The 23,594-nt window shown below is 47.6% G+C and carries 23 protein-coding genes; 6 read left to right on the top strand and 17 right to left on the bottom strand.

What is annotated here, in order from left to right; genetic code table 11:
- The first annotated feature begins 139 nt into the window (after positions 1 to 139).
- From D515_RS06465 to D515_RS06455, 3 genes are read left to right on the top strand one after another with little or no spacing between them, the layout of a single operon-like run.
- The gene (locus D515_RS06465) at positions 140 to 949 is read left to right on the top strand and encodes a DUF2189 domain-containing protein (RefSeq protein ID WP_002537163.1); all 810 of its coding nucleotides are present in this window, start codon (positions 140 to 142) and stop codon (positions 947 to 949) included.
- Positions 950 to 1,723 carry a glucosaminidase domain-containing protein gene (locus D515_RS06460; RefSeq protein ID WP_002537162.1) on the top strand — a complete coding sequence of 258 codons (774 nt, stop codon included), beginning with the start codon at positions 950 to 952 and terminating at the stop codon, positions 1,721 to 1,723.
- Positions 1,720 to 2,364 carry a DUF2987 domain-containing protein gene (locus D515_RS06455; RefSeq protein ID WP_002537160.1) on the top strand — a complete coding sequence of 215 codons (645 nt, stop codon included), beginning with the start codon at positions 1,720 to 1,722 and terminating at the stop codon, positions 2,362 to 2,364. The genes D515_RS06460 and D515_RS06455 overlap by 4 nt, the downstream gene beginning before the upstream one ends.
- A 62-nt stretch (positions 2,365 to 2,426) precedes the next feature.
- On the opposite strand, the gene ttcA is transcribed toward D515_RS06455, so the two are convergent.
- The 11 genes from ttcA to ccoN form a co-directional block, all read right to left on the bottom strand.
- Entirely contained in the window at positions 2,427 to 3,353 is a 927-nt protein-coding gene (ttcA, locus tag D515_RS06450) for a tRNA 2-thiocytidine(32) synthetase TtcA (protein ID WP_002537159.1), read from the bottom strand.
- Positions 3,354 to 3,552: 199 nt separating this feature from the next.
- Positions 3,553 to 4,503, bottom strand: a complete 951-nt coding sequence (gene uspE / locus D515_RS06445) for a universal stress protein UspE (RefSeq protein ID WP_002537157.1) — start codon at positions 4,501 to 4,503, stop codon at positions 3,553 to 3,555.
- 143 nt (positions 4,504 to 4,646) lie between these two features.
- On the bottom strand, positions 4,647 to 5,390 hold the full coding sequence (locus D515_RS06440) for an FNR family transcription factor (RefSeq protein WP_002537156.1): 744 nt from the start codon (positions 5,388 to 5,390) through the stop codon (positions 4,647 to 4,649).
- Positions 5,391 to 5,453: 63 nt separating this feature from the next.
- Positions 5,454 to 6,128, bottom strand: coding sequence for a sulfite exporter TauE/SafE family protein (locus D515_RS06435; RefSeq protein ID WP_002537154.1), 675 nt, complete (start codon positions 6,126 to 6,128; stop codon positions 5,454 to 5,456).
- Positions 6,128 to 6,319 carry a cbb3-type cytochrome oxidase assembly protein CcoS gene (gene ccoS, locus D515_RS06430; RefSeq protein ID WP_002537152.1) on the bottom strand — a complete coding sequence of 64 codons (192 nt, stop codon included), beginning with the start codon at positions 6,317 to 6,319 and terminating at the stop codon, positions 6,128 to 6,130. Before ccoS ends, D515_RS06435 begins: the two co-directional genes overlap by 1 nt.
- 4 nt (positions 6,320 to 6,323) lie before the next feature.
- Complete coding sequence (locus D515_RS06425; RefSeq protein WP_039849707.1) at positions 6,324 to 8,717, bottom strand: heavy metal translocating P-type ATPase; 2,394 nt, start codon at positions 8,715 to 8,717, stop codon at positions 6,324 to 6,326.
- Entirely contained in the window at positions 8,714 to 9,205 is a 492-nt protein-coding gene (locus D515_RS06420; protein ID WP_002537150.1) for a FixH family protein, read from the bottom strand. The genes D515_RS06425 and D515_RS06420 overlap by 4 nt, the downstream gene beginning before the upstream one ends.
- Positions 9,206 to 9,282: 77 nt before the next feature.
- Positions 9,283 to 10,254 (bottom strand): cytochrome-c oxidase, cbb3-type subunit III, encoded by a 972-nt coding sequence (gene ccoP / locus D515_RS06415; protein WP_002537148.1) that lies wholly within the window; start codon positions 10,252 to 10,254, stop codon positions 9,283 to 9,285.
- Entirely contained in the window at positions 10,251 to 10,418 is a 168-nt protein-coding gene (locus tag D515_RS06410) for a CcoQ/FixQ family Cbb3-type cytochrome c oxidase assembly chaperone (protein ID WP_002537147.1), read from the bottom strand. Before D515_RS06410 ends, ccoP begins: the two co-directional genes overlap by 4 nt.
- A gap of 9 nt (positions 10,419 to 10,427) precedes the next feature.
- Complete coding sequence (gene ccoO / locus D515_RS06405) at positions 10,428 to 11,039, bottom strand: cytochrome-c oxidase, cbb3-type subunit II (RefSeq protein WP_002537146.1); 612 nt, start codon at positions 11,037 to 11,039, stop codon at positions 10,428 to 10,430.
- Between the two features lie 12 nt (positions 11,040 to 11,051).
- Positions 11,052 to 12,479, bottom strand: coding sequence for a cytochrome-c oxidase, cbb3-type subunit I (ccoN, locus tag D515_RS06400; protein WP_002537144.1), 1,428 nt, complete (start codon positions 12,477 to 12,479; stop codon positions 11,052 to 11,054).
- A 275-nt stretch (positions 12,480 to 12,754) separates the two neighbouring features.
- Here ccoN and D515_RS06395 point away from each other — a divergent pair, with 275 nt between their 5' ends.
- Positions 12,755 to 13,165: a hypothetical protein gene (locus D515_RS06395; protein ID WP_039849705.1), complete on the top strand. Its 411-nt coding sequence runs from the start codon at positions 12,755 to 12,757 to the stop codon at positions 13,163 to 13,165.
- Positions 13,166 to 13,280: 115 nt separating this feature from the next.
- Here the strand turns inward: D515_RS06395 and D515_RS06390 are convergent, their stop codons facing one another.
- Positions 13,281 to 13,811, bottom strand: coding sequence for a hypothetical protein (locus tag D515_RS06390; RefSeq protein ID WP_239643947.1), 531 nt, complete (start codon positions 13,809 to 13,811; stop codon positions 13,281 to 13,283).
- A gap of 247 nt (positions 13,812 to 14,058) precedes the next feature.
- Between D515_RS06390 and D515_RS06385 the strand changes: the two genes are divergently transcribed.
- Positions 14,059 to 15,252: an FIST signal transduction protein gene (locus D515_RS06385; RefSeq protein WP_039849702.1), complete on the top strand. Its 1,194-nt coding sequence runs from the start codon at positions 14,059 to 14,061 to the stop codon at positions 15,250 to 15,252.
- On the top strand, positions 15,249 to 17,330 hold the full coding sequence (locus tag D515_RS06380; protein ID WP_002537140.1) for a PAS domain-containing sensor histidine kinase: 2,082 nt from the start codon (positions 15,249 to 15,251) through the stop codon (positions 17,328 to 17,330). The genes D515_RS06385 and D515_RS06380 overlap by 4 nt, the downstream gene beginning before the upstream one ends.
- Positions 17,331 to 17,376: 46 nt before the next feature.
- Here the strand turns inward: D515_RS06380 and D515_RS06375 are convergent, their stop codons facing one another.
- The 5 genes from D515_RS06375 to D515_RS06355 form a co-directional block, all read right to left on the bottom strand.
- Positions 17,377 to 18,303 (bottom strand): LysR family transcriptional regulator, encoded by a 927-nt coding sequence (locus tag D515_RS06375; protein ID WP_002537139.1) that lies wholly within the window; start codon positions 18,301 to 18,303, stop codon positions 17,377 to 17,379.
- 41 nt (positions 18,304 to 18,344) lie between these two features.
- On the bottom strand, positions 18,345 to 20,705 hold the full coding sequence (locus D515_RS06370) for a nitric oxide reductase activation protein NorD (RefSeq protein WP_002537138.1): 2,361 nt from the start codon (positions 20,703 to 20,705) through the stop codon (positions 18,345 to 18,347).
- Between the two features lie 21 nt (positions 20,706 to 20,726).
- Positions 20,727 to 21,548 (bottom strand): CbbQ/NirQ/NorQ/GpvN family protein, encoded by an 822-nt coding sequence (locus D515_RS06365; RefSeq protein ID WP_002537137.1) that lies wholly within the window; start codon positions 21,546 to 21,548, stop codon positions 20,727 to 20,729.
- Between the two features lie 133 nt (positions 21,549 to 21,681).
- A complete protein-coding gene (locus tag D515_RS06360) occupies positions 21,682 to 22,041 on the bottom strand; it encodes a ribulose bisphosphate carboxylase small subunit (protein ID WP_002537135.1) in 360 nt (119 codons plus the stop codon).
- 22 nt (positions 22,042 to 22,063) lie between these two features.
- Positions 22,064 to 23,482 (bottom strand): form I ribulose bisphosphate carboxylase large subunit, encoded by a 1,419-nt coding sequence (locus D515_RS06355; protein ID WP_002537133.1) that lies wholly within the window; start codon positions 23,480 to 23,482, stop codon positions 22,064 to 22,066.
- Between the last annotated feature and the right edge of the window lie 112 nt (positions 23,483 to 23,594).

Genomic DNA, 23,594 nt, shown 5'->3' with positions numbered 1-23,594 from the left:
TGAGGACGCGGGCGCTCGCAAGTATAGACCCTTAATGTGACGTCCAAAAATGCGACACCTTGAGACGCATCCAAAAAATATCACCTATAACTTTAAGAGTGGGGAAATTTCTTAGGCTAAAGACAAAAGTTACTTTGTTATGAATAAACAACAGTTGAGCAATGCACTGCACGTTGGCGGTACCTTAGAAAATGCGCTGAGTGGTGATTACAACTTGAGTGCTTCCAGCGTAGTTCAAGAAGCCGTTAAGCTAACGCAAAAGCATTTTTGGCAATTTCTGCCAGCGACAGTGATTTTGACCATTGCGCACATTCTGATTTTTCTTGTGGCATTGACCATCATGAATGGCACGCCTTACTCGGTGATGGAAGCCTTTATAGGCAAACAGCAAATGACGCCTGATCTTATGGCGTCGGCCAGAATTGCTGTTTTCGCGGCCACCGTGCTATCCGCACCACTTTATGCCGGTGCGAGCCTGATGGGTTTAAGCCACGCGATAGGCTTTAGAACCAAACCTAGGCATATCATAAAAGGGTTGGCTTATGGTTTGGCAGTGACGTTGGCAATGAGCTTTATCAACGCATTACAAAGCTTCAGCAGCCAACTCATTCCGTTGCTGGGCATTTTCCTCGGCATTACCTTTTCCATGACCATTCTGCTTATCTGTGAAAAACGGCTGCGCCCGGTGGAGGCGATGATCGTTTCATTTAGGGCGATTATAAAAAAACTGATACCATTGACCTTGGTTTACATCGTCATTGCTATCTTGTTTGTCTTTTCATATGCGACGGCAGGCTTGGCCTTGGTCTGGGCGCTACCTTTCATGTTCAATGTGAAGGGCGTGCTTTACCGTGAAATGTTCGGTGTTGGTATTGAAGTGACCGTGTCACAGGAGGGAGATGACGATTCTTCTTCTGATGGCGGTAATAAAGAGGTTTTCAACGCGTAAATGAAGCTTTCCCATGCTGTATTGGCTTCGGCTCTGTTTATTTCTGCGTGTAGCGACGCCCCACAATCTCCCATCACAGTAGACAATCTACAGCCGGCTTCACCACCACCTTCGATGGTCGTGAAGCCTGATTTTGGCTCTTACCAGATAGTCGATGAGAAGAAAAAAGCGTTCGTGGCTTTCATGAAACCCGGCATCAATTACGTCAACGGACTGATCAAAGATGCACGAGCGCGTCTGATTGAACTAGATAAAGGTAAAGCTCCAAATCAAGAAGACAAAGCGTTTGTTGCACGTGTGGCAGAGCTCTTTAATCTGCCTTTACCTGAAGCCGGTGCCGACAAGGCGTGGTATCAGGAAGCATTAAAACGTGTCGATGTGATCCCGGCTGACCTTGTTCTGACTCAGGCAGCGAAAGAATCTGGGTGGGGCACATCACGCTTTGCCCGCGAAGGAAATAACTACTTTGGGCAGTGGTGTTACACTTCGGGCTGCGGCATGGTGCCAAGCGCACGTTCGCAGGGTAAAACCCACGAAGTTGCCGTGTTCAAAGACACTTACCAATCAATCCGCGCGTATTTCCTTAACGTCAACCGCAATAAAGCGTATGCCCAGTTGCGGGATATCCGAGCTGACTTGAGAAAATCAGGTGAGCCGATTTCCGGCGTTGCTTTGGCTAATGGATTGAAAAGTTATTCTGAACGCGGCCAAGCTTATGTCGAAGAAGTGCAAAGCATGATTCGATACAACGAGAAGTATTGGAGCCAAGGATGATTAAAGGACTTACGGCTGTCTTGTTGGCAGCTGTAATTTCAGCACCTGCTGCTGCGGCGCAGGTAAAGTTCAGTTATAGCAAGCTATACACCCAGCTTAAGCATAACTATGGTGAAAACCATCCAGACGTAAAAATTGGGTATTTTATGGTTTCTCCTTCTTCAGGGGCGACTTGTCAAATCACCAAAGCCTGGATGACCAAAAAAGCACATTACGAAGAGTTTGAGATCCCAGCATCACAAGAGCTACCACTTCCCATTGATAACCACCTGCGTAAAGTGAATCCCGATGTGTTTATTGAAACTGCTGGCACCCAAGCTTGTGATATTTCATTCCAGGTGTTGGCAAAGAGCAGTTTTGGTTCTGAAGTGACGGAAGAAGAGGTGAATAACCTGGTTCCTCAGATGACGACCATGATGCAGGATTTAGGCGGTATGTTTGCTTCTTGGTTTATGCCGGAAGTGGAAGGTGTGACTGTACATTTTGCTGATGCACAACCTGAGCTGAAAACCTCAGAAGGGCGCACAATCGATGTAAATGGCAAGGTCGCTGTTATACGCGCTTCGGAGTTAAAGAGTGGGGAGCGTGTCTTCTTCCCGCAAGAGCCGCTGAAAGTGACGCCTTGGATTCCGCAAAGTTAGCCTCTGGCCTTTAAAAAAGAAAAAGCCCGCTGCTGCGGGCTTTTTTGTCTCTGTTGGTCTGCTTAGTTCACTTGAACCACGTCCAGTTTCAGCGATGGATCAAATTCAACTACATCGTCTTCTGATGGTTGTGTATCGCTGAATTGTTCTTTATCGAACGCAGTATCACCACCATTAATGACACCAGAATCTTTATCGATGCTCTTGAAGTCGAACAGTTCGAAGTCAGCCAGGTGCGATGGCACCACATTTTGCATTGCTCGGAACATGGTTTCGATGCGACCTGGGAAACGACGGTCCCAATCGCGCAGCATTTCTTTGATCACCTGACGTTGCAGGTTTGGCTGCGAACCACACAGGTTACAAGGAATAATTGGGAACTCAGCGGCTTCTGCATAACGCTCGATATCTTTCTCACGGCAGTACGCCAGAGGACGAATCACAACGTGTTCACCGTTGTCGGAAACCAGCTTAGGTGGCATGCCTTTCATCTTGCCACCGTAGAACATATTCAGGAACAAGGTTTCCAGAATGTCATCACGGTGGTGACCCAGTGCAATTTTAGTTGCACCTAACTCTTTAGCTGTGCGGTAAAGAATACCGCGACGCAGGCGAGAGCATAGTGAACAGGTGGTTTTACCTTCTGGCACTTTGTCTTTAACAATCGAGTAGGTGTCTTCTTCTACAATCTTGTACTCAACACCAAGACCATCAAGATATTCAGGCAGCACGTGCTCAGGAAAACCCGGTTGCTTCTGATCCAGGTTTACTGCAATGAGTTCAAAAGAAATCGGTGCGCTTTTCTGTAGACTCTGCAGAATCTCCAGCATGGTGTAGCTGTCTTTACCGCCACTCAGACAAACCATGATACGGTCGCCGTCTTCAATCATGTTGAAGTCAGCAATGGCTTGGCCGACGTTACGGCGAATGCGCTTTTGCAACTTATTCTGGTTGTACTTTTGTGCTTTGGTGATTTCTTGATTCGACATGTTAATACTAAGTGCCTCTAAAATTTCTCTACGCGATCAAGCCAGCCAATGGCATATGGTAATGGCACATCGCTCCCCGATGCGAAGGTTAGGCGCGTATGATACGGATTTCGTGGCAGGATGCCAGTGCCGAAGGGAAATAGACTTAAAGTCATAGACAAAGAAAAAGCGCCTTTCGGCGCTTTTCAAAATATGTTTCTCAGCCTAAGCCAACATTAGGTGCGAGCGGGCTGACATAACCGTCAGGTTTAATCGCTAAAACGTCACAGTTGAGTTGGTCAATAGTATGTTCAGCGGTATTGCCGATAAAGATGGCCGACAATCCCACACGCCCTGTTGTTCCCAGTATCACTAACTCAGCATCAAGCTCTTTGGAAACGGCGGGGATAACATCCTCGGGCAAACCTTCCAGGCAGAAAGTCTGCTCTTCATCAATGCTATGTTTTTGCCGCAATGCTTTCATCTGAAGCAAATGGTGTCCTCTCACGGCGTCAGTGTATGAAGCAGGATCGAACTCAGGAAGCTCTATCGTGACGTTCACCGGTGTTGCAGGGTAGGCGTTAACGAGGTTCACTTCTGCGTTAAGAAGTTTACTCATCGCTTTTGCTTCATCGATCAGTTTGTCATTGAGCGGCTCATGAGTTTCATTTTCAGAAGAAACATTCACCGCGGTGAGGATCTTTCCATGCTCAGGCCAGCTATGTTCTTTTACGAGAAGAACGGGGCATGGGCATTTGCGAAGCAGGTGCCAGTCAGTTGGCGTGAAAATCAAAGAACCGAGCTTATCGTGCTGATGTGTCGCTTTGATAAGCAAGTCATGCTCTCCATCAAACACTTTTGCGATCATGCTTTCGTAAGGACGATTGTGCCAGACAAGGTGTTTTACAACGTCTATCCCTTCACACGCATTGTTTTCAACGACTGAATCTATCCATTCTTCTCGCTGTTTGAGCACGCCTGCACGCATTGCCTGACGCTCTTCTGCGGAAAGCATAGAGGTCATTTCATAAGAAAAGTCATAGATGGCAAGGAATAGGGTTATTTTGACAGGCGCAGAAGATTTTCTCGCGATATCCATCGCACGGGAGAGCGCAGGTTGTTCTTCGTGGTCGGGATCGATAGCGACGAGCAAGTTGGTATATCTGTTCATAACAACCTCCAGCTGGGTGATGCCGATACTTTAATTTAACCCATTGTGGCAGGAGTTTGCGATAAATTCAGATAGATAAACGTAAAAAAAGAGAAATGGCGCGTGTAGCGCCATTCCATAAGTCATTTGTAAAGCAGGGGGATTTACTTGGAAACACCCGCCAAACGGCTTAATTCATCGTGGTCAAGAATCGTAATGTATTTGCCTTTAACACTTAGCATGCCGCTCTTTTGGAAACGGCCAAGCAGACGGCTGATGGTTTCAACAGTTAAGCCAAGGTAATTACCGATATCACCACGTGTCATCGTCAAACGGAACTCTTTTGCTGAAAAGCCACGCTGAGAGAAACGAGTAGACAGGCTGTGTAGGAATGCGGCTAGACGTTCTTCTGCATTCTTCTTAGAAAGAAGCAGGATCATTTCCTGATCACCTTTGATTTCGTTACTCATCAAACGCATGATCTGCTGACGAAGCTTAGGCATTTTGCCTGATAGGTCATCAAGAATCTCAAACGGGATTTCACATACCATAGAAGTTTCCAACGCCTGCGCAAAGCTAGGGTGGGACATATGGTTTATCGCGTCAAAGCCAACGAGATCTCCAGCTAAGTGGAATGCTGTGATTTGCTCATCACCTTGCTCGGTGATGGTGTAGCTTTTGATGGTGCCGGAACGAATGGCATACAACGAACGAAGTTGATCGCCCGCTTGGAATAATGGCTGACCTTTTTGAATCGGCTTTTTACGCTCGATAATTTGGTCAAGCTGATTCAGCTCACTCTCGCTTAACGTAAAAGGAATACAAAGCTGACTGATGCTGCAGTCCTGACAATGGATTGCACAACCGCCAGATTGAACACGTTTAGTAGGAATTTTGTCTTGAATCATGAGCCTGCTTAGCCAAATTGATTTGAGTCAATATTTTACCATTTCCGGAAGAGAAAGCGAGACTTAGTACAACTGATTGTATACAGAGTAAGCGGTAACAATTCCGTACATTAGCAGTATCAATGATGAGATCCTTCGGAATATCAGATTGTTAAGGAGGTTCTTGGTTGCTTCTGCAGCAGAGCCAACCAAAATCATTGCAGGGAGAGTTCCTAAACCAAATGCGAGCATTATCAACAATCCATCTAGTGCATTTCCGGCCACAGCTGCCCAGCTCAACGCCGAATATACCAACCCGCAAGGCAACCAGCCCCACAACATACCAAATGGTAAAGCCGCCAAGGGGGAGCGCAACGGAAGTAACTTAGTGGAAAGGGGGGAAAGACGTTTCCAAAGCACTTGGCCCACTTTCTCCACATAGGCAAGGCCATTCCAGAACCGACCAATGTACAAAGCAAGCAAAATCATCATGATAGCAGCAGCCAACCTTAGCCAAAGTAGCTGTTGGGTGATTTGCGTTACACCGACAACACCTGCTACTAATCCACCTGCAATAGCACCAATCAAGCCATAAGAAAGCAGGCGGCCGCCGTTGTAAAAGAGAAGGAAAGGGAGCTTATGTTTATTTTGGGGAGTCCCCATAGAAACAGCGGCGGCGACACCGCCACACATTCCTAAACAATGGCCTGCACCCAGCAGGCCAACTGTAAAAGCAGCAATGAGATCACTGATGGGCATTATTTTTGTTCCGACGAGGTGTCGCTCTGTTTCTTTGATGAGGATGTCGACTCATCCTCATCAAGAAGGATGTTCATGCCTTGTCTTTCAAGATCTTCAAATTGCTCGGATTTTACCGCCCAGATAAAAATCCCCACGGCGACACAAACCAAAGCAATTGCGATGGGGATGAGGATATACAGACTTTCCAAACCGTTACTCTCCCTTCAGCTTTTCAATGAGGTCTTTCTTAAATAAACGAAGCGAGTTCGTAACGACGATCACTGAGCTGCCTGACATACCAGCTACCGCCACATAAGGTGCGACAAATCCCATCACCGCCAGTGGCAAAATCACAAGATTGTATCCTAATGCCCAAGCCAGATTCTGACGAATGATTTTTTGGGTAAAAGCCGCCAATTTGCGCGCATCGAGTAGCTTGGTGAGGTCATCACCGAGCAATACCATATCCGCAGAGGCTTTTGCCACGTCAGTGCCTCCGCCCATGGCAACCGAAAGGTGCGCACCAGCCAGCACGGGCGCATCGTTCACACCATCACCAATCATCATGGTTATTTGGTCATGCGGCAGAGAATTTAAATACTCCAGTTTACCTTGCGGCGAGACACCCGCGACCAGTTCATCAATACCCAACTTATCAGCAACAGCTTGAGCTGTGGCAGAGTTGTCGCCGGTTAGCATGGTGACTTTGATACCAGCTTCGTGGAACTTTTCAATCAGCGTTTTGCTTGATTCACGGATTGGGTCAACAAGCAAATATGACGCTACCGCCTCACCGTTTCGGGATAGCCAAATCTGGTGGGTACTTTGCTTGGAAATTTGTGTGTTGTTTAACGCAAACTGAGGTTTGCCGATACGCCATTCGTCACCATCGATTTGACCTTTTAAACCTTCACCGATGACGTTTTCGACGTTCTCTAACCCCTTAGTTTTATCAAAGCCGCTAAAAGCTTCCGCGATAGGGTGGTTAGCATAGGACTCTAAAGACGCAGCGATGGAAGTTGCCTGATTCGCATCTATGTTTGCGTAAATCTGGGTATCAGCAATTGAAACGTTGCCTTCAGTCAGTGTGCCGGTTTTATCAATGACTACACGGTTGATGTGAGTTAGCGTTTCGAATACATGGCCCCGACGCAGAAGAATACCGAGTTTGCCAAAGGTGGATGTCGAACAGGTCAGTGCGGTAGGTGTTGCCAATGACAACGCACAAGGACAGGTTGCAACCAAGACCGACAGCATGATCCAGAAAGCGTCTTCTGGGCGATGACCTTGCCAGTACCACCAAGTACATGCCGAAATGACAAGAATGGCCGCCACGAAATAGCGCGCGACGATATCAGCAATTTCAGCCACTCGCGGTTTAGCAAGCTGCGCTGCATCCTGGAGCTCAACAATATGGGCAATAAGGGAGTCTTTTTTCTCAGCCGTCACCTTCACATTCACGTTTCCGTCAATGTTCATGGTACCCGCATAGACATGCTCACCACTTTGACGTGATTCGGGCATTGACTCACCAGTCAGCATGGATTCGTCAACTGTCGTTACGCCATCTACGACCAATCCATCTGCAGGGAAGGGTTCACCAGGTAATACACGCACGACATGACCAATGGTCAGCGACTTAGCAGGGATTTGCTCACCCGATGCCAGTGTCGCCAGACGCGGGATCAGCTTAAGCAAGTTTGCGCTTGCAGCAGCCGCCGTTCTTCGGGCGCGCATTTCAAGGAATCGGCCAACCAGCAGGAAGAAGGTGAACATGGCGATGGATTCGAAGAACACTTCGCCTTTTCCTGTGACTGTGGCATACAAGCTGGCGAAATAGGCAAACAAAAGCGCGATTGAAACAGGAACATCCATTCCGAGCGTTCGGGCTTTGAGGTTTCGCCAAGCATTGATATAAAAAGGCATCGCGGAATAGAGTAGGACCGGCGTTGCAAATATCAGGCTTACCCAGCGGAAGTAATCACGAAATGCTTCGTCCATGTCTCCGAATACTTCGAAGTACATAGCAACAGCCAGCATCATGACCTGCATGGTCGCGAGACCAGCAATACCCAACTTATAAAGGTATTGCTTCATAGTGTGGTGATATTGCGCTTCCTGATTATCAGCTTCGAAAGGTGCCGCTTTGTAGCCAAGCGCGTGAATCTTATTGAGCAAAGTACTGAGTTTGGTTTTTGATGGGTCCCAACGAAGCGTTGCGCGGTTGGTTGTGGTGTTGACGCGAATGCGCGAGACACCTTCTTGGCTATTTAGTTGTTTTTCAATCAACCAAGCGCATGCGGCACAGGATACGCCATCAACTGATAAAACAACTTCATCTATACCGCTTTCATGACGCACGAATTCCTGTTGGACGTCTTCGTTGTCATAAAGAGAAAGTGATTGAAGTTCTTCCGGTACGAGGCTGGCTCTTTCTGCCGGGGCAGTGCGGTATTCGTAGTAAGAGGTGAGGCCGCTTGCCACAATGGTGGTGGCGACCGCTTCACATCCAGGGCAACACATAATTCGGGTGGCGCCCTGAATCTCGACTTTATAAGAGTCACCGGTAAGAACCGGCTCTCCACAGTGATAACAATCTTTCGTCATTCCTTGCTCTGACCATACAACTCTACTGGGTCTTCAGATGGGAAATTTGCGCGGCCATTTAGAGCCCACGTCCCATCAAATGCGTTAACTTCAACGTACCAAGGGCCAGTGAGCGGTTCGCTCAGGGCGAGTCGGTAGCGGCCGGAAGCATCAGCGTTGACCATCTGTTCGATATCTCTATCAGCAAGCGTACGGTGTTGGAATGTGATTTTTAGAGTAGGGTATTGCGTCAGCTCACCTTTATCCAAGGTGAAAATAGCGGTGTCATTCTGTGCAGACAGGAAAGCGGAGATGGCGAGCTCATCGGCTTTCTTCAAGCGGGATATGTCGATGTTAATCCCTTTACCTTCTTTGTAATAATCTTCGGCGACAAGGGATACCTGATTTTTGCTGAACAATGCAAAAGTGAAAAGACTGGCAACGACAACGCTACCTGGAAGGGCTATCAGGAACCAGGGCCAAAACTGCTTATACCATGGCTTAATCATATCGCTTTCCTGTGTGAACTGAATTCTTGGGGAAAAAAGCCCCTGCAAGCAGGGGCTTAACTAACTAATTATTGATTTTATTGGTTTTGCGGTGTGCTTAGCTGCCAGACATAAGCAGAAAGCAGCTGGATCTTGTCTTCGTCCAGAATGTCTTTCCAAGCTGGCATAACGCCTTGGCGACCATAGCGAATGGTTTCTTCAACGGCTTTACGAGAGCCGCCGAACAGCCACACGTTGTCAGTCAGATCAGGTGCACCAAATGCTGGGTTACCTTTACCGTCTGTACCGTGACATGCTGCACACACAACGAAGCGTGTTTTACCTTTCGCAGCTTCCTGAGCGTCAACCTTACGGCCCGACAGGCTCAGTGTGTAAGAAGCGACTTCACGAACGCCATCTTCACCAAGCGCATCAAGCCATGATGGCATATTACCCACTCGACCATTAACCAGTGTTGCTTTGATGGTTTCTGGCTCACCGCCATACAACCAAGCTTCGTCGGTTAGGTTAGGGAAGCCAGACTGACCTCGAGCATCAGAGCCGTGGCACTGAGCACAGTTTTGAATGAACAGGCGTTGACCCACTTTAATTGCTTCAGGGTTCTTAGCAATTTCAGTGATATCTTGCAGTTCATCTGAACCTGGCTTGTATGCGAGTTTGCGGAAGGTTTCGCCGAAAATCGCGTTCGCAGATGCTAGCTCGCGCGCATATTGGTCAATTCCGTCGCTATTAGCCAGCAACTGACGTGACTCTTCAATATTCGCAACGTCCTGAGCGGAACTTTGCCAATTGAAAACGCCTTTCCAGTTACCCAGACCAGGATACAGTACGAAGTAAACCGCGCCGAATACGATGGTCGCCCAAAACATGTACGACCACCACTTAGGCAGTGGGTTGTTCAGCTCATGAATACCATCGTATTCGTGGCCCATATCTTCACCATCAGCCACGCCATCAAGGTCTTTGCTACACCAAATAATCAGTGCGGCACAACCCACAAGGGTACCAATGGTAATGACAGTGATAAATAGACTCCAAAACGTAGTCATTTGTTATCTTCTCCTGTCTTTTTATCGCCTTTCTCCTCGTCAGCGAAGACGAGGTTAGCAGCTTCGTCGAATTCCTTTTTACGGCGACTGCTATAGGCCCAAAGCACAATCACAATGAAGCAGACGAAAATCGCTAGCGTCCATAGGGCATGAAAAGATGCCATAAGAGCTCCTTATTTCATCGCGTGGCCGAGTGACTGCAGGTAAGCGATGATGGCATCCATCTCCGTTTTACCTTCAACGTCTGTTTTCGCATTTGCGATTTGCTCATCAGTGTATGGAACACCGAACATATCGCGGAAAACAGTCAGTTTCTTAGCTGTGTTGTCGCCAGTCAGAACATTCTCTTCCAACCAAGGGAAGCCAGGCATGTTTGACTCAGGCACAACCGCACGAGGGTCGATAAGGTGAACGCGGTGCCACTCATCAGAGTAACGGTCACCAACGCGCGCCAAATCAGGACCTGTACGCTTGGAACCCCATAGGAATGGGTGTTCCCAAACACTTTCACCCGCCACAGAGTAGTGACCGTAGCGCTCAGTTTCCGCACGGAAAGGACGAATCATCTGGCTGTGACAAACATTACAGCCTTCACGGATGTAAATGTCGCGGCCTTCCATTTCCAGTGCAGTGTATGGGCGCAGGTTATCAACAGGTTCGGTCGTTTGCTTTTGGAACAGCAGTGGTGTGATTTCAACAAGCGCACCGAGACTGATAGCAATGACCGTGAGGATAGCGAAAAGACCAACGTTCTTTTCTACAATTTCATGACGACTAGAACTCATTCGTTGGTCTCCTTATGCTGCTTGCTCAACGGATTTGAGGCTTGCTTTTGGTGCGGCAATCGTCTTGTAGGTGTTGTAAGCCATCAAGAGCATGCCTGACCAGAAGATTGCGCCACCAACGAAACGTACAAAGTAGAATGGATAAGAAGCTTCCAAAGATTCTACAAAGCTGTAGGTCAGGGTGCCGTCAGTGTTAACTGCACGCCACATCAGACCCTGCATTACGCCGGAAATCCACATTGCAACGATGTACAGCACGGTACCTACAGTTGCTAGCCAGAAATGGACATTGATCAGGTTGATAGAGTACATACGCTCTTGCCCGAACAATTTTGGAATTAGGTGGTAAACCGCACCGATAGATACCATCGCTACCCAGCCCAAAGCGCCGGAGTGAACGTGGCCGATTGTCCAGTCGGTGTAGTGTGACAGTGCGTTAACTGTCTTGATTGCCATCATCGGACCTTCGAAGGTAGACATACCGTAGAAAGACAGAGAAACAATCAGGAATCGAAGGATTGGGTCATAACGCAGTTTATGCCAAGCACCTGACAGCGTCATGATACCGTTGATCATGCCACCCCACGAAGGAGCGAACAGGATAACGGACATCACCATACCCAGTGACTGAGTCCAGTCAGGTAGAGCAGTGTAGTGCAGATGGTGAGGACCCGCCCAGATGTACAGAGATACCAGTGCCCAGAAGTGAACGATAGAAAGGCGATAGGAGTAAACCGGACGACCTGCTTGTTTCGGGACGAAGTAGTACATCATACCCAGGAAACCTGCAGTCAAAAGGAAGCCTACAGCATTGTGACCGTACCACCATTGGATCATGGCATCGATGGCGCCCGCATATATCGAATATGACTTCATTCCGGAAACCGGAATTGCCATGCTGTTTACGATGTGCAGGACAGCGACGGTGATGATAAATCCACCGAAAAACCAGTTAGCAACATAGATGTGCGAGGTTTTACGTTTGATTAGCGTTCCAAAGAACACGACGGCGTATGAAACCCATACGACCGCAATAGCGATATCGATTGGCCATTCCAGCTCTGCATATTCTTTACCACTGGTGAAACCCATAGGTAGTGTTATTGCTGCAGACAGAATGATTGCTTGCCATCCCCAGAAGGTAAATTCAGCCAGCTTACCTCCGAACAGCCTTGTCTGACAGGTGCGCTGTACAACGTAATAAGACGTCGCAAACAGGGCGCTGGTGCCGAACGCAAAAATCACCGCATTGGTATGCAGTGGGCGTAAACGGCTATAAGTCAGATAAGGAATGTCGAAGTTCAGCGCAGGCCATACCAGCTGAGCGGCAATTAGAACACCAACACCCATGCCCACGATTCCCCACAGGATAGTTACCAGGGTGAATTGACGGACAACGCGGTAGTTGTATTCCAGTTCAAGCTGCTTTTCTTGGCTCATATTGCATGCTTCCACTTTTTGATTACTACACTCACGTATTACAAAGTGACTTAAACGTCACAATGCCACCCCAGAAGCAATGCAATGCGAATAGTGATTGATTTATACCCACTTGATGCATTCCATTGCTATTTCATTGTAAAAGTGGCATTTTCATTGGTGATAATACTTCAGTTATTCAGTTAAATACAGGGTCGAACCCACACTCGGTTTACGCTCGGGTAACATTTCTACTAAAACTTTGAGCTCTGTAACACGGGAAAAGCATAAATCACATGGCAGCAGAAAAATTAACCACAGGTCGTTTAGTACAAATATTAGTCGTTATGACAGTGCTCGTAACCGCTTTTATTTGGAGGACCGTAGACTATTCCAATACCCAGGAAACTTTAAAATGTTCAGTAGTAGCGGGAAGTTGCAGTGTTTCTATTAATGGTGAAACAGTGGAGATTAAGGTTGAAAATCAAGCTGATAATTCGCTTATTATGCTTGTTGATTCAGTCTATGTACCCGGTGAGTTGCAGTGGTTAGGTCAGCCTGAAAAAGTCATAACTTCTCACAAATTTTTTGAAAAAGAAGATAAAAAACGGGTCTATATTTATGCTTTACCTACTGATGTTAATTCTGGGTCAGCGCATAAATGGCTTTTAAACATTGATCGAGATCAATTAGAAATTAACTTTTAACATCGAATTAATATTTATGCGAATGGCGTTAACAATCTTGAATTAAGTCATTCAAATTGGCTGAACGTCTTAAAAATCACATTAAAGCAGCTAAAGGCTGCTTTTTTACTGCCTGTTAATCTATCAAATTACCAAAATAAAATGCCTGATGCCGCACTGCTTTAGCATGTTCTGAGCACAGGTAATGGATAAGATCTGACGCATCGGTTGCAATATCGGCACACTTTGGACCCTGAGTGTATTGATCACCGCCAATGACGACATGATTCACTTTTAATCCTTTGTGAACAGTTTTATTGGAATGGGCAAGTTGGCATAGCTTTAAGTGAAGTGCTTTCAAAGAGTCGCTAGCATCTTCGCTTTTATCGGGAACGATAACGTAGGTCAGGGTGAGTTCATCAATAGTGCCCGAGGCGTTAACTTTAAGCGAAGCAAAGAAGGTTTCATCCAGCGGCATCTTGAGTTGGTCAATCGTGCTTTCAGATACCAGAACGACCACACCATCAACCGGGGCAACATTCGACGTAGCCCAGTCAAACTCGTCAGCAATCATTGGGCGATTGAAGGGCAGGCAATGTCGATATCTGACTCTTGGCTCATCGGCGGCAATGGCATATCCGTCTTGCTCATTGTCTGCCAAATACACCACAGTATTCCCTTTTTGGGCGAGGCGCTTGCTAATTATTTGTCCTAGTGGGAGATTCGCATTAATGACGATATAAAGCTGGCTATCCATTGCTCAAGCGGAGTTTTTGGTCGATGTTGGCGATTCTATCGTCTATTAATAGAGAATTCAGTGATTAAGCGAAAAGAATCACGGTAAAAACTGGTGTTTGCAGAAGTGAGAAGGCTATTATTGAAGGTATTGCCGCAACCAAGCTGTGTAGATGTAAATGAGAATTGCGACATCATCATCAACTGCCCCCAAAGCCAGTGAGGCCATACAAGACTTAGCCAGGGAGATATCTCAAAAAATCTCCTCTCCTTCGCTCATGCTTGTTTATTACACAGAAACGCAAGACGCTGAAGCGATCAAACGTGAACTGAATACGCATTTCCCCAATACCTATGTCATTGGTTGTTCCTCATGTCAGGGAACCATGACGGACAAAGGTTACGTTGGCGGGCATTCTATTTCAGTATGGGCCGTTGAAGATGCAGACGGTGCATATGGGTCGGCACTCTGCGAATTAAAAGAAGGTGATGACATCGCCGAATCCGCACGGACAGTTCTCAGCAGAGCTATTGATAGCAGTGGACGTCCCGGAGAGTTGCCCGCGCTCATCACATTACATGCCACACCGGGTCATGAAGAAACCATTCTTCAGGCTATTCGAGAAGAGCTCGGTGTCAATATTCCTATTATTGGTGGTTCAGCCGCTGATGACGGTGTCAGTGGTAAATGGTCTCTGATGGACAACGCGCGCGTGACGTCGGAAGGCATCGCCATGGCCGTCTTTTTCCCCTCTGCTCGTGTCAGCTATTCATTTCACAATGGCTATGCTGCCATGGGGTCAAGTGCGGTCGCTACCAAGGTAGACGGTCGTACACTCGTCGAATTGGACGGTAAACCTGCTTTTGACGTCTACGGAAAGTGGTATTTCAACGCCACAGGCAATGCTATCGATCCCGATGGGCTGTTTGCCCAGTCAACGCTTTTTCCTCTGGGTCGTCAGACAGGCGAAATCCATGGAATGCCTTACTATACGCTTTCTCACCCAGCCACAGTCTCTCCGGAAGGTGGCATTCAGATGTTCTGTAATATTCAGGAAGGTGAGACAGTTCATTTCATGTCCGGCACGACGGAAATGTTGGTGTCGAGGGCAGGGCGCGTTGTAGATTCAGCCAACGACCACGACAAGAATACCTGTGACCCAATCGGCGGATTAGCAATATATTGTGCAGGATGTATGCTTCATGTTAGCGATTCTCTGCACAACGTCGCAGCGAATATGCGTCTATCAATGCATCATGCCCCCTTTATTTGCCCGTTTACCTTTGGCGAGCAAGGACAGTTCCTCGGCGGAGAAATTGCCCACGGAAATTTGATGATATCTGCCGTATTGTTCCACAAGGATGAGCTATGACAGGCGCAATCTCAGAGAAGTTGCAGGAAACACTGTTCGAACTGAACCGTGTTGAAGAGAGAGAGCAAAAGTTCAAGGAAGAAAACCGCGCGATTCTGTCAGCGATCTCCGCGATGTCTGGTGCCAGCAACAAAATCGAAGTGTTCAACACGCTGTTGAAAGTGATTGAGCGCTATGTTTCTTTTGATAATGCAGTGGTGCTAACCCGTAACAAAGAAACGGAAGACAAATATTCCTGTTTGGTGTCTACATCACCACACGTAGAAAACTTTATCTGGGAAGACGGCGGGACCTTCTCCCGCTGCGTGAATGGCCAGACCGTCGTACTTTATGCGCCAGAAAGAGTAAAAGAATTCTCCTTGTTGCAAGGCGATGATTTTGACTCGTGCCGCTCCGCGCTGATCACCGGGATGACGGTGAATGCCAGCGAGTCGATCCTCATCCTGTTCGCTTCAGAAAAAGGGCGTTTCCAAACCAAATCACAACAGGTTATTGAGCGTTTCCGACCGCTAATCGAACGCACAATCATCGATATTGACTACCGCGAACGTCTCCAGTGTTTGGTGTCAGTCAAGACTCAGGAATTGACCGCGAGTCGCCAGCGTTTTCGTGACTTTGCGAAAACTGCCGGTGACTGGTTCTGGGAAATCAATAATAACCTTCAGTTCACCTATCTTTCTTCGCCATCAAATGAATCATTCTCTGCTGAGCCGCAGGGAATAATGAACCAGTTGAATCGCCAGCCGGATGTGAAACACAAATTACTCGACTTGATTCAACTTGAACAACCATTCTCTGAAGTGGAGTGGAAAGTATTCCAAGAAGGGAGAGAGCAGTGGATCAGCTTGTCAGGTCGACCGTATTATGACAAGCGTGGGAACTGTATGGGGTTTCGGGGTACGGCGAAAGACATTACAGCCCGAAAGCAGCGTTTACACGAACTGCAACAGGCAAGACAACAGGCAGAATCTGCCAACGCCGCGAAATCCCAATTTCTGGCAATGATGAGTCATGAAATCCGTACGCCACTCAATGCGGTAATGGGGTTACTGGATACTTTGCAACAATCGCCACTGGATGACGAGCAAACCGTTTGGGTTTCCCAAATGGATAAGTCAGCACAATTGCTCCTTACCATCATTAACGATGTACTTGATTTATCGAGAATTGAATCAGAACGCTTCTCTCTGCATCCTGAAAGTATTAATCCACGTGACAGTGTCACTGTAGTATTCAGCCAACTCAACGAAGTTTCGTCCCGTAAAGATATCAAAATGGAAATGGACATCGCCGATGATGTACCTGACAACATTTATCAGGACGGAAACCGCTTCACCCAGATCTTATTAAATCTTGTTGGTAACGCAGTGAAGTTTACCGAGCACGGTAAAGTCAAAGTCTCAATGCGTGTCCGTAATGGAAGGCTGAAGCTCTCTGTGAAAGATACCGGAATTGGTATCAACGCCGAACGTAAAAAAGATGTGTTCCTGCCGTTTACTCAGGCAGATGGCAGCATTACCCGCCAATATGGTGGAACCGGTCTGGGGCTTTCCATCTGTAAAAAGTTGGTGACCATGATGAACGGCAGCATCGACTTTGACAGCGAGCAAGGTGTAGGCACCACCTTCTATATCGATATACCTCTTATTGAGCCTTCGCCGACAGAGCAGGTGAAAAAAGACAATGTTGAAGAAAGTGACCTTCACGCATTGAGCATTCTGGTAGCAGAAGACAGCAAAGCCAACCAGATGGTGGCAAAGCTAATGCTGGAGAAAGCGGGGCACCATGTCGTCGTAGCAAACAATGGCAAAGAAGCGGTCGATTTGGTTCATGATGGACACGTCCAGTTCGATATGATTCTGATGGACATGTCGATGCCAGTACTTTGTGGTATTGAAGCGACCAAGCAACTGCGCGCTGAAGGCTATGAATTACCAATTATCGCTTTGACAGCCAACGCAATGAATGAAGACAAAGAACGTTGCATGGAAGCCGGAATGGATGACTTTGTTACCAAACCTATCCGTGCCGTAGTACTAAAACAGGCGTTACAGCGTCACGCAAAGGTTAAAGATTGAGCGGGTTGGGTGTTCTTTGTCCGACTTTGGCCGGAATGTGACGCCGTCACATTTTTACAATCTGTCGCTCCACCTCTATATCCTCGTGATTATTGCGGCTTAACAGATAGTTACTGAACGCCTGCGCGATAGGCGACAGTGCCTTGTCACTTCGATGGACCAAATACCAATGCCGAATGATCGGCATGTCTTCCACATCCAGCACTTTAAGTTTTCCTGCTTCCAACTCTAACGAAATGGTATGGCTGGAAACGATTCCTAAACTTAAACCGGCAGACACCGCTTGCTTAATCGCTTCACTGGCACTCATTTCCGCCGAGACATTTAGTTCGTGCCCGTGTTGAAGGAAAAAGCGCTCAATCGAAAATCGTGTTCCCGAACCTTTCTCTCTCACAACCATTGGCTCTTTCGCTATCACAGATAAAGGAATCTGCCTTTGTTGGCAGAGCGGATGATTAACAGGGGCGATGACTACCAATGGGTTCTCCATAAATACCGTCGCTTCTACATCAAACTCCGCTGGCGGCTTTCCCATGATCACCAGGTCACAATCATTACTTTTAATGTCTTTAAGTAATTGTTCGCGGTTCGTGACTTTCAGGCTGATTTTTATCTCCGGGTGTTGCTGAGAAAACTCAGCCAGCAGTTTCGCCGCGAAATAGTTTGCGGTACTAGCGACGGTTACTTTGAGTTTTCCGCAGGTCAGTGATTTCATCTTCTCAAACGCATCTTCGGCATCGCGTAGCTGCTCAGAAATGCGTTCGCAGTAACCCAGAAGCTCCTCGCCGGCATGAGTGAGAAATAGGGATTTCCCTAAATGCTCAAACAACGGCAAGCCGATATTGTCTTCGAGTTGTTTTATCTGCATCGAAACGGCAGGCTGAGTGAGGTGCAGTTCAGCGGCAGCGCGCGTGAAACTTAAATGCGTTGCAACTGCCTGAAAAATATTGAGCTGTCTTAACGTCAAATGCATAACAACCTTCCTTGTTTCTTATGCAGAGAGTGCTTTTAAGATTAGGCAGATGTCCGGGTAATGCTCGCGAACAAGTTTGGTAATGCATCAGGCAGTCTGTTGGCATCATCCAAAACTGAATAATGGCCTTCACCAAATATCTGAGCGACGTAATTGTCCGCGTTCGGATCTATCGTCAGACAGAATGGAGTGATGCCTTGCATTAACACATCATCGATAGCATGTTTGGTATCAGCCTGAAGATAAAGCAGATCACGGCTGTCTATGTCCGCAGGTTCTCCATCGCTGATCATTAACAGTAGTTTTTTTCGCTGGGGTTGCTGAGCCAAATATGTTTTGGCGTGTCGCAACGCTGCGCCCATTCGGGTTGATAATCCGCCCTCCATAGCAGCTAACCGGGACTTTGTTATGTCATCGTAGGCTTCATCAAAATCTTTAAAGCGTTGGTAGCGAACATCACTTCGTCCGTTGGAACTGAACCCATGAATGGCAAATGGATCACCAATACCATCAATCGCATTTGCCAACATCACTGTCGCTTCCTGGGCAATATCCAACACTCTGATATCACAATGATTTCCAGGTAGTACATCCATGGTCGATTGAGAAAGATCCAGTAGAACCAATACGGCTAAATCCCGCTCACGCCGAATAAGCCTCTGGTCAATGTTCATATCCGGCAGCGCGCCACGACGAATTTCCTTCATGGCATCAATGGCCGCATCCAAATCCAATTCGTCACCTTCAAACTGTTTTCTTAGTCTTTGAAGCCCTTTAGGTTGAAGCGCTTCAACGATGGCTTTGATTTTCCTGAGTTGAGCTTGCCGGCTTTCTGCGAGTTCATCGATTTTAGAAGCAGTGCCTTTTTTCACCGAACGCTCGGTGAGAGTTACCCATGCCGGGCGCACTTGATTTGCCACGTAATCCCATTCTGGATAGTGGAAAGGGGATGATATTTGTTGTTTGCCTTCCAGTTCATTCATGCTGACGTTTTCAGGATCGCCATCCCGAAAAAACTCTGACTCCAGAATCCACACTTCTTGCGCGTTATCATCAGCCAGTTCGTTGTCTATTTCATTGACCATTTCCATCACATTGACGGTTCTCTTAACCTGAGGTTCGGAAAGAAGCGGCCATTGATAAAACTCATCACCGTTTTCAAACCAGAGATAAGTATTATCGTCACGATAGCAAAGCTGATTAGGCAAATAGCCTTCATCACTGATCTCTATATCAGAAGCTAAACGACGGGCTAGCGTGTCTGTATGGACTTCCCGTTCATAAGCGTTCTCCATGCTCAACAATGTATTGAACGCATTGACGACGTAAGTGAGATGAGCTGGAGCAGCTTCAGCATTACCTGATAGTAATGCCAGTGACAGTTGGTAGGGTTCGCCGTTGCTTTTTTTGATCTGATCAAGATGGAAGGGCATCCATAGCTGACGCAATCCGGGAAAATCTCTGATTGCTAACGCTTCGACGCGGGCATCTTCTATAAGTCCGTAACAGTAGCGCTGAATGCCAGAGTAATCGCCGTGTGGTTTTGGTCGAGAAAACATCAAGTGCGCTGCGGCATGAGTAACAGATGCTCGGTATAAATTTTTTGCTGAAAGTGTTGGATTGCTGGGATCCTGAGCTTCCATGGCATCCGGCAACAAAATGATACCGCTGTGAATAGCAGATAGTGGCGAAGAATTTTGTTTATTTTCGGCGTCATCGATCTCAATGATTCTGGGACGGAGAAAGAAATCACGGCCCCAGATGGCGCGGAGGTAAAAATTAAGTTGGCGTTGGGCATCTACAAAAAGGGTACCACGGCGCTGCCTTTGAAAAATATTCTGACTTTCCGGCGACGTCAGTGTGAAGTAACTATTTAGGGAGTCTATCTGGTTTGCATGTAATTTAGCGCCAATGAGTGCCCAGTGACGTAAGCCCAAAATGGGTAACGATGTGAGAAAACCGGGGGATCGCGTAAGAAATATCTTAAGACACCTTGGCGCAGTACGAGCTAATTCCTCAACAAGTTTTTGGTATATGTTAAAGCCTTCCTTTGAGCAAAGCCTTTCCGCGACTGTAGGCAGGGTATTCAGATATTGAGATAGGCGCTCTGAACCTAACCATTCAGACAAGGTAACAATGGTATTTCTTATATCAAATGTGACGCTGTCACCTATGTGGTTATGAGTATTTGGAACGGATAACAGGAATGCAGTTATTGATTCATCAGACTGATTTTTATCGAATAAATCTAATGCCGCCGTCAAATATTCATTCAGATCAATGGTACTCATCAGTGCTTCAGCTTCCTGAAAGCCAGTTTCAAAAGCGAGCTTTAATCCATCCGTTTTTTCTACCAGCTGCGCTTCAACTCTTCGTTTATTCGCGCGCATTTTATCGTCCATAATCAGCCCTCTAATATCGAATCAAAAGCAACCTTGAACCGTCGCTTCCAAGGTTTCCCGGATATCAGCGTCATCACTCAGAGGGCGAACCAAAGCCATGTGACAAGCAGCGACGGGGGGGATTCCTTTTTGGATGAGTTGTGCGGTATAAACCAATAGTCGGGTCGAAATGCCTTCGTTGAGCCCATGCCCGACCAGATTCCGGGCATGTTTTGCTATTTGAATGAGTCGGCCTGCTGTTCCTTCATCGATCCCGGTTTCATGGCAAACGATCGAAATTTCGGTTTCTTCATCCGGATATTCGAACTCCAATGCAGCAAAGCGCTGTTTAGTTGACGTCTTAAGGTCTTTCATCAGCGTTTGGTAACCGGGGTTATAAGAGATCACCAGTTGGAAGTCGTTATGTGCCTGAAGCAGTTCACCTTTCTTTTCCAGCGACAGTGTTCGGCGATAGTCAGTCAATGAATGAATTGCGACGGTTGTATCCTGACGCGCTTCGACCACTTCATCGAGATAACAAATCGCTCCGATTCTCGCTGCGGTCGTCAAGGGGCCATCTTGCCAGTAGGTGCCTTCTGCATTGAGTAGGTAGCGTCCAATTAAGTCGGAAGCTGTCATGTCTTCATGACACGAAATCGTGATAAGCGGTTTACCCAATCGCCAGGCCATATGTTCGATAAAGCGGGTTTTCCCACAGCCCGTGGGACCTTTGAGCATCATAGGAATGCGGGAATCATACGCGGCTTGGTACAGCGAAATTTCATCGCCAGATTCTTGATAGTAAGGCTCGTTGGCAATCAGATATTGATTGTTAAGCGGCACAGGTTGGACTGCCTGACTCATAGTGAACTCCGTAACGAATGAGCTAAACCAACAGGGAAAAAGGGCTGGGAGACGCAGGACCGCACATTCCCAGCCAAGCCCTATCGAGAAGGTTTACCCAAACAGCACCGGAGAAGTTTGGGTAAGTTCGGGGTTACTCAAATCCTGGGGCGCGGTAGATAACCATGGATGCTCCCTGACTTTGGCGATAGTTGTCATAACCAATCAAACGAACATGGTGGTTCGGATTCAGGTTATGGCAGAGCTGCGCTTCGTTCAGGATCTGATCGACATTGGTTTCACCAAACATGGGCAGTTTCCACATGTACCAGTAAGAGCTTGCCGCTTCTTCCGGCTCAGTGTGCTCAATGGCCGGGTTCCAACCTTTGCTGACAATGAACTCGACCTGACGGCGAATCTGTTCAGCGGTCATTCTCGGCAGATAAGAAAAAGTTTCAAACTTGCGGCTGTGCGGGTCAGTCAGCCGCGACGAATAATCCATCACTTCACTCATTGGGATTCTCCTTCATCTATCACTAGGCGTGCACAACATCGAGTTTGTCGACTGTATCGAATTCAAACTTGATCTCTTTCCACGTTTCCATGGCGGCCTTCAACTCAGGGCTGTGTTTCGCTGCCTGTGTAAGAATGTCTTTGCCTTCACGTTCCAGCACACGGCCTTCGTTGCGCGCTTGTGTACAAGCTTCCAAAGCGACACGGTTGGCAGCTGCGCCTGCAGCATTACCCCAAGGGTGACCCAAAGTACCGCCACCAAACTGGAACACCGCGTCATCGCCGAAGATAGACACCAACGCCGGCATATGCCACACATGGATACCACCAGACGCCACAGGCAGAACGCCAGGCATAGAGCCGAAGTCCTGATCGAAGAAAATGCCACGGGAACGATCTTCCTTAATGAAGCGATCACGCATGATATCGATCCAACCCAGCGTCGCCTCACGGTCGCCTTCGAGTTTGCCCACCACGGTACCGGAATGAAGATGATCACCACCTGACAGACGCAGGCATTTCGACAGCACGCGGAAATGGATACCGTGGCGGGGGTTTCTATCAAGAACGGCGTGCATCGCACGGTGAATGTGGAGCAACATACCGTTTTCACGGCACCAGTTCGCCAGACCTGTGTTGGCGGTAAAGCCCGCGGTCAGGTAGTCGTGCATGATGATGGGCATGTCGAGTTCTTTCGCAAATTCAGCGCGACGATACATTTCTTCCGGGGTAGGCGCGGTCACATTCAGATAGTGGCCTTTACGCTCTCCGGTTTCACGCTCAGCGCGGTGAATGGCTTCGGCGACATACTCGAAACGATCACGCCAGCGCATGAAAGGCTGGGAATTCACGTTCTCGTCATCTTTAGTGAAATCCAGCCCGCCGCGCAGACCTTCATAACACGCGCGGCCATAATTCTTCGCCGACAAACCCAGCTTGGGTTTAATGGTGCAACCCAACAGCGCACGGCCGTATTTGTTGAGCTTGTCGCGCTCGACCTGAATACCGTTTGGCGGTCCGCCACAGGTTTTCACATACGCGATGGGGAATCGCACATCTTCAAGCCGCAAACCACGAATCGCTTTAAAGCCGAATACATTACCAACGAGCGACGTCAGCACGTTAACCACAGATCCTTCTTCAAACAAATCGATGGGATAGGCGACAAAGGCATAGAAGGTGCTGTCATCGCCTGGTACATCTTCAATCGCGTAAGCGCGCCCTTTGTAGTAATCCAGATCCGTGAGCAAATCAGTCCATACCGTCGTCCATGTGCCGGTCGAAGACTCTGCAGCAACCGCGGCGGCGGCTTCTTCTCTTGGTACACCCGGTTGGGGTTCGATTTTAAAACACGCCAGAATGTCGGTGTCAGCGGGGATATATTCGGGCATCCAGTATGTTTCCCGGTACTCCTTTACACCTGCCTGATAACTCTTAGCCATAACCCATTTCCTTCTGTGAATCGCCAGATGGCTTGAAACCTTCTGATGAAGATTGCTTGTGATTAAGTGTTGGGAAATGGCGGCCACAAGTGAAATTGGTTCTTCTTATGCT

It is taken from the genome of Grimontia indica, assembly GCF_000333895.2.
GTDB lineage: Bacteria > Pseudomonadota > Gammaproteobacteria > Enterobacterales > Vibrionaceae > Enterovibrio > Enterovibrio indicus.
Note: the sequence above shows the minus strand (reverse complement) of the source record. Positions and strands in the feature narration are given on the sequence as shown.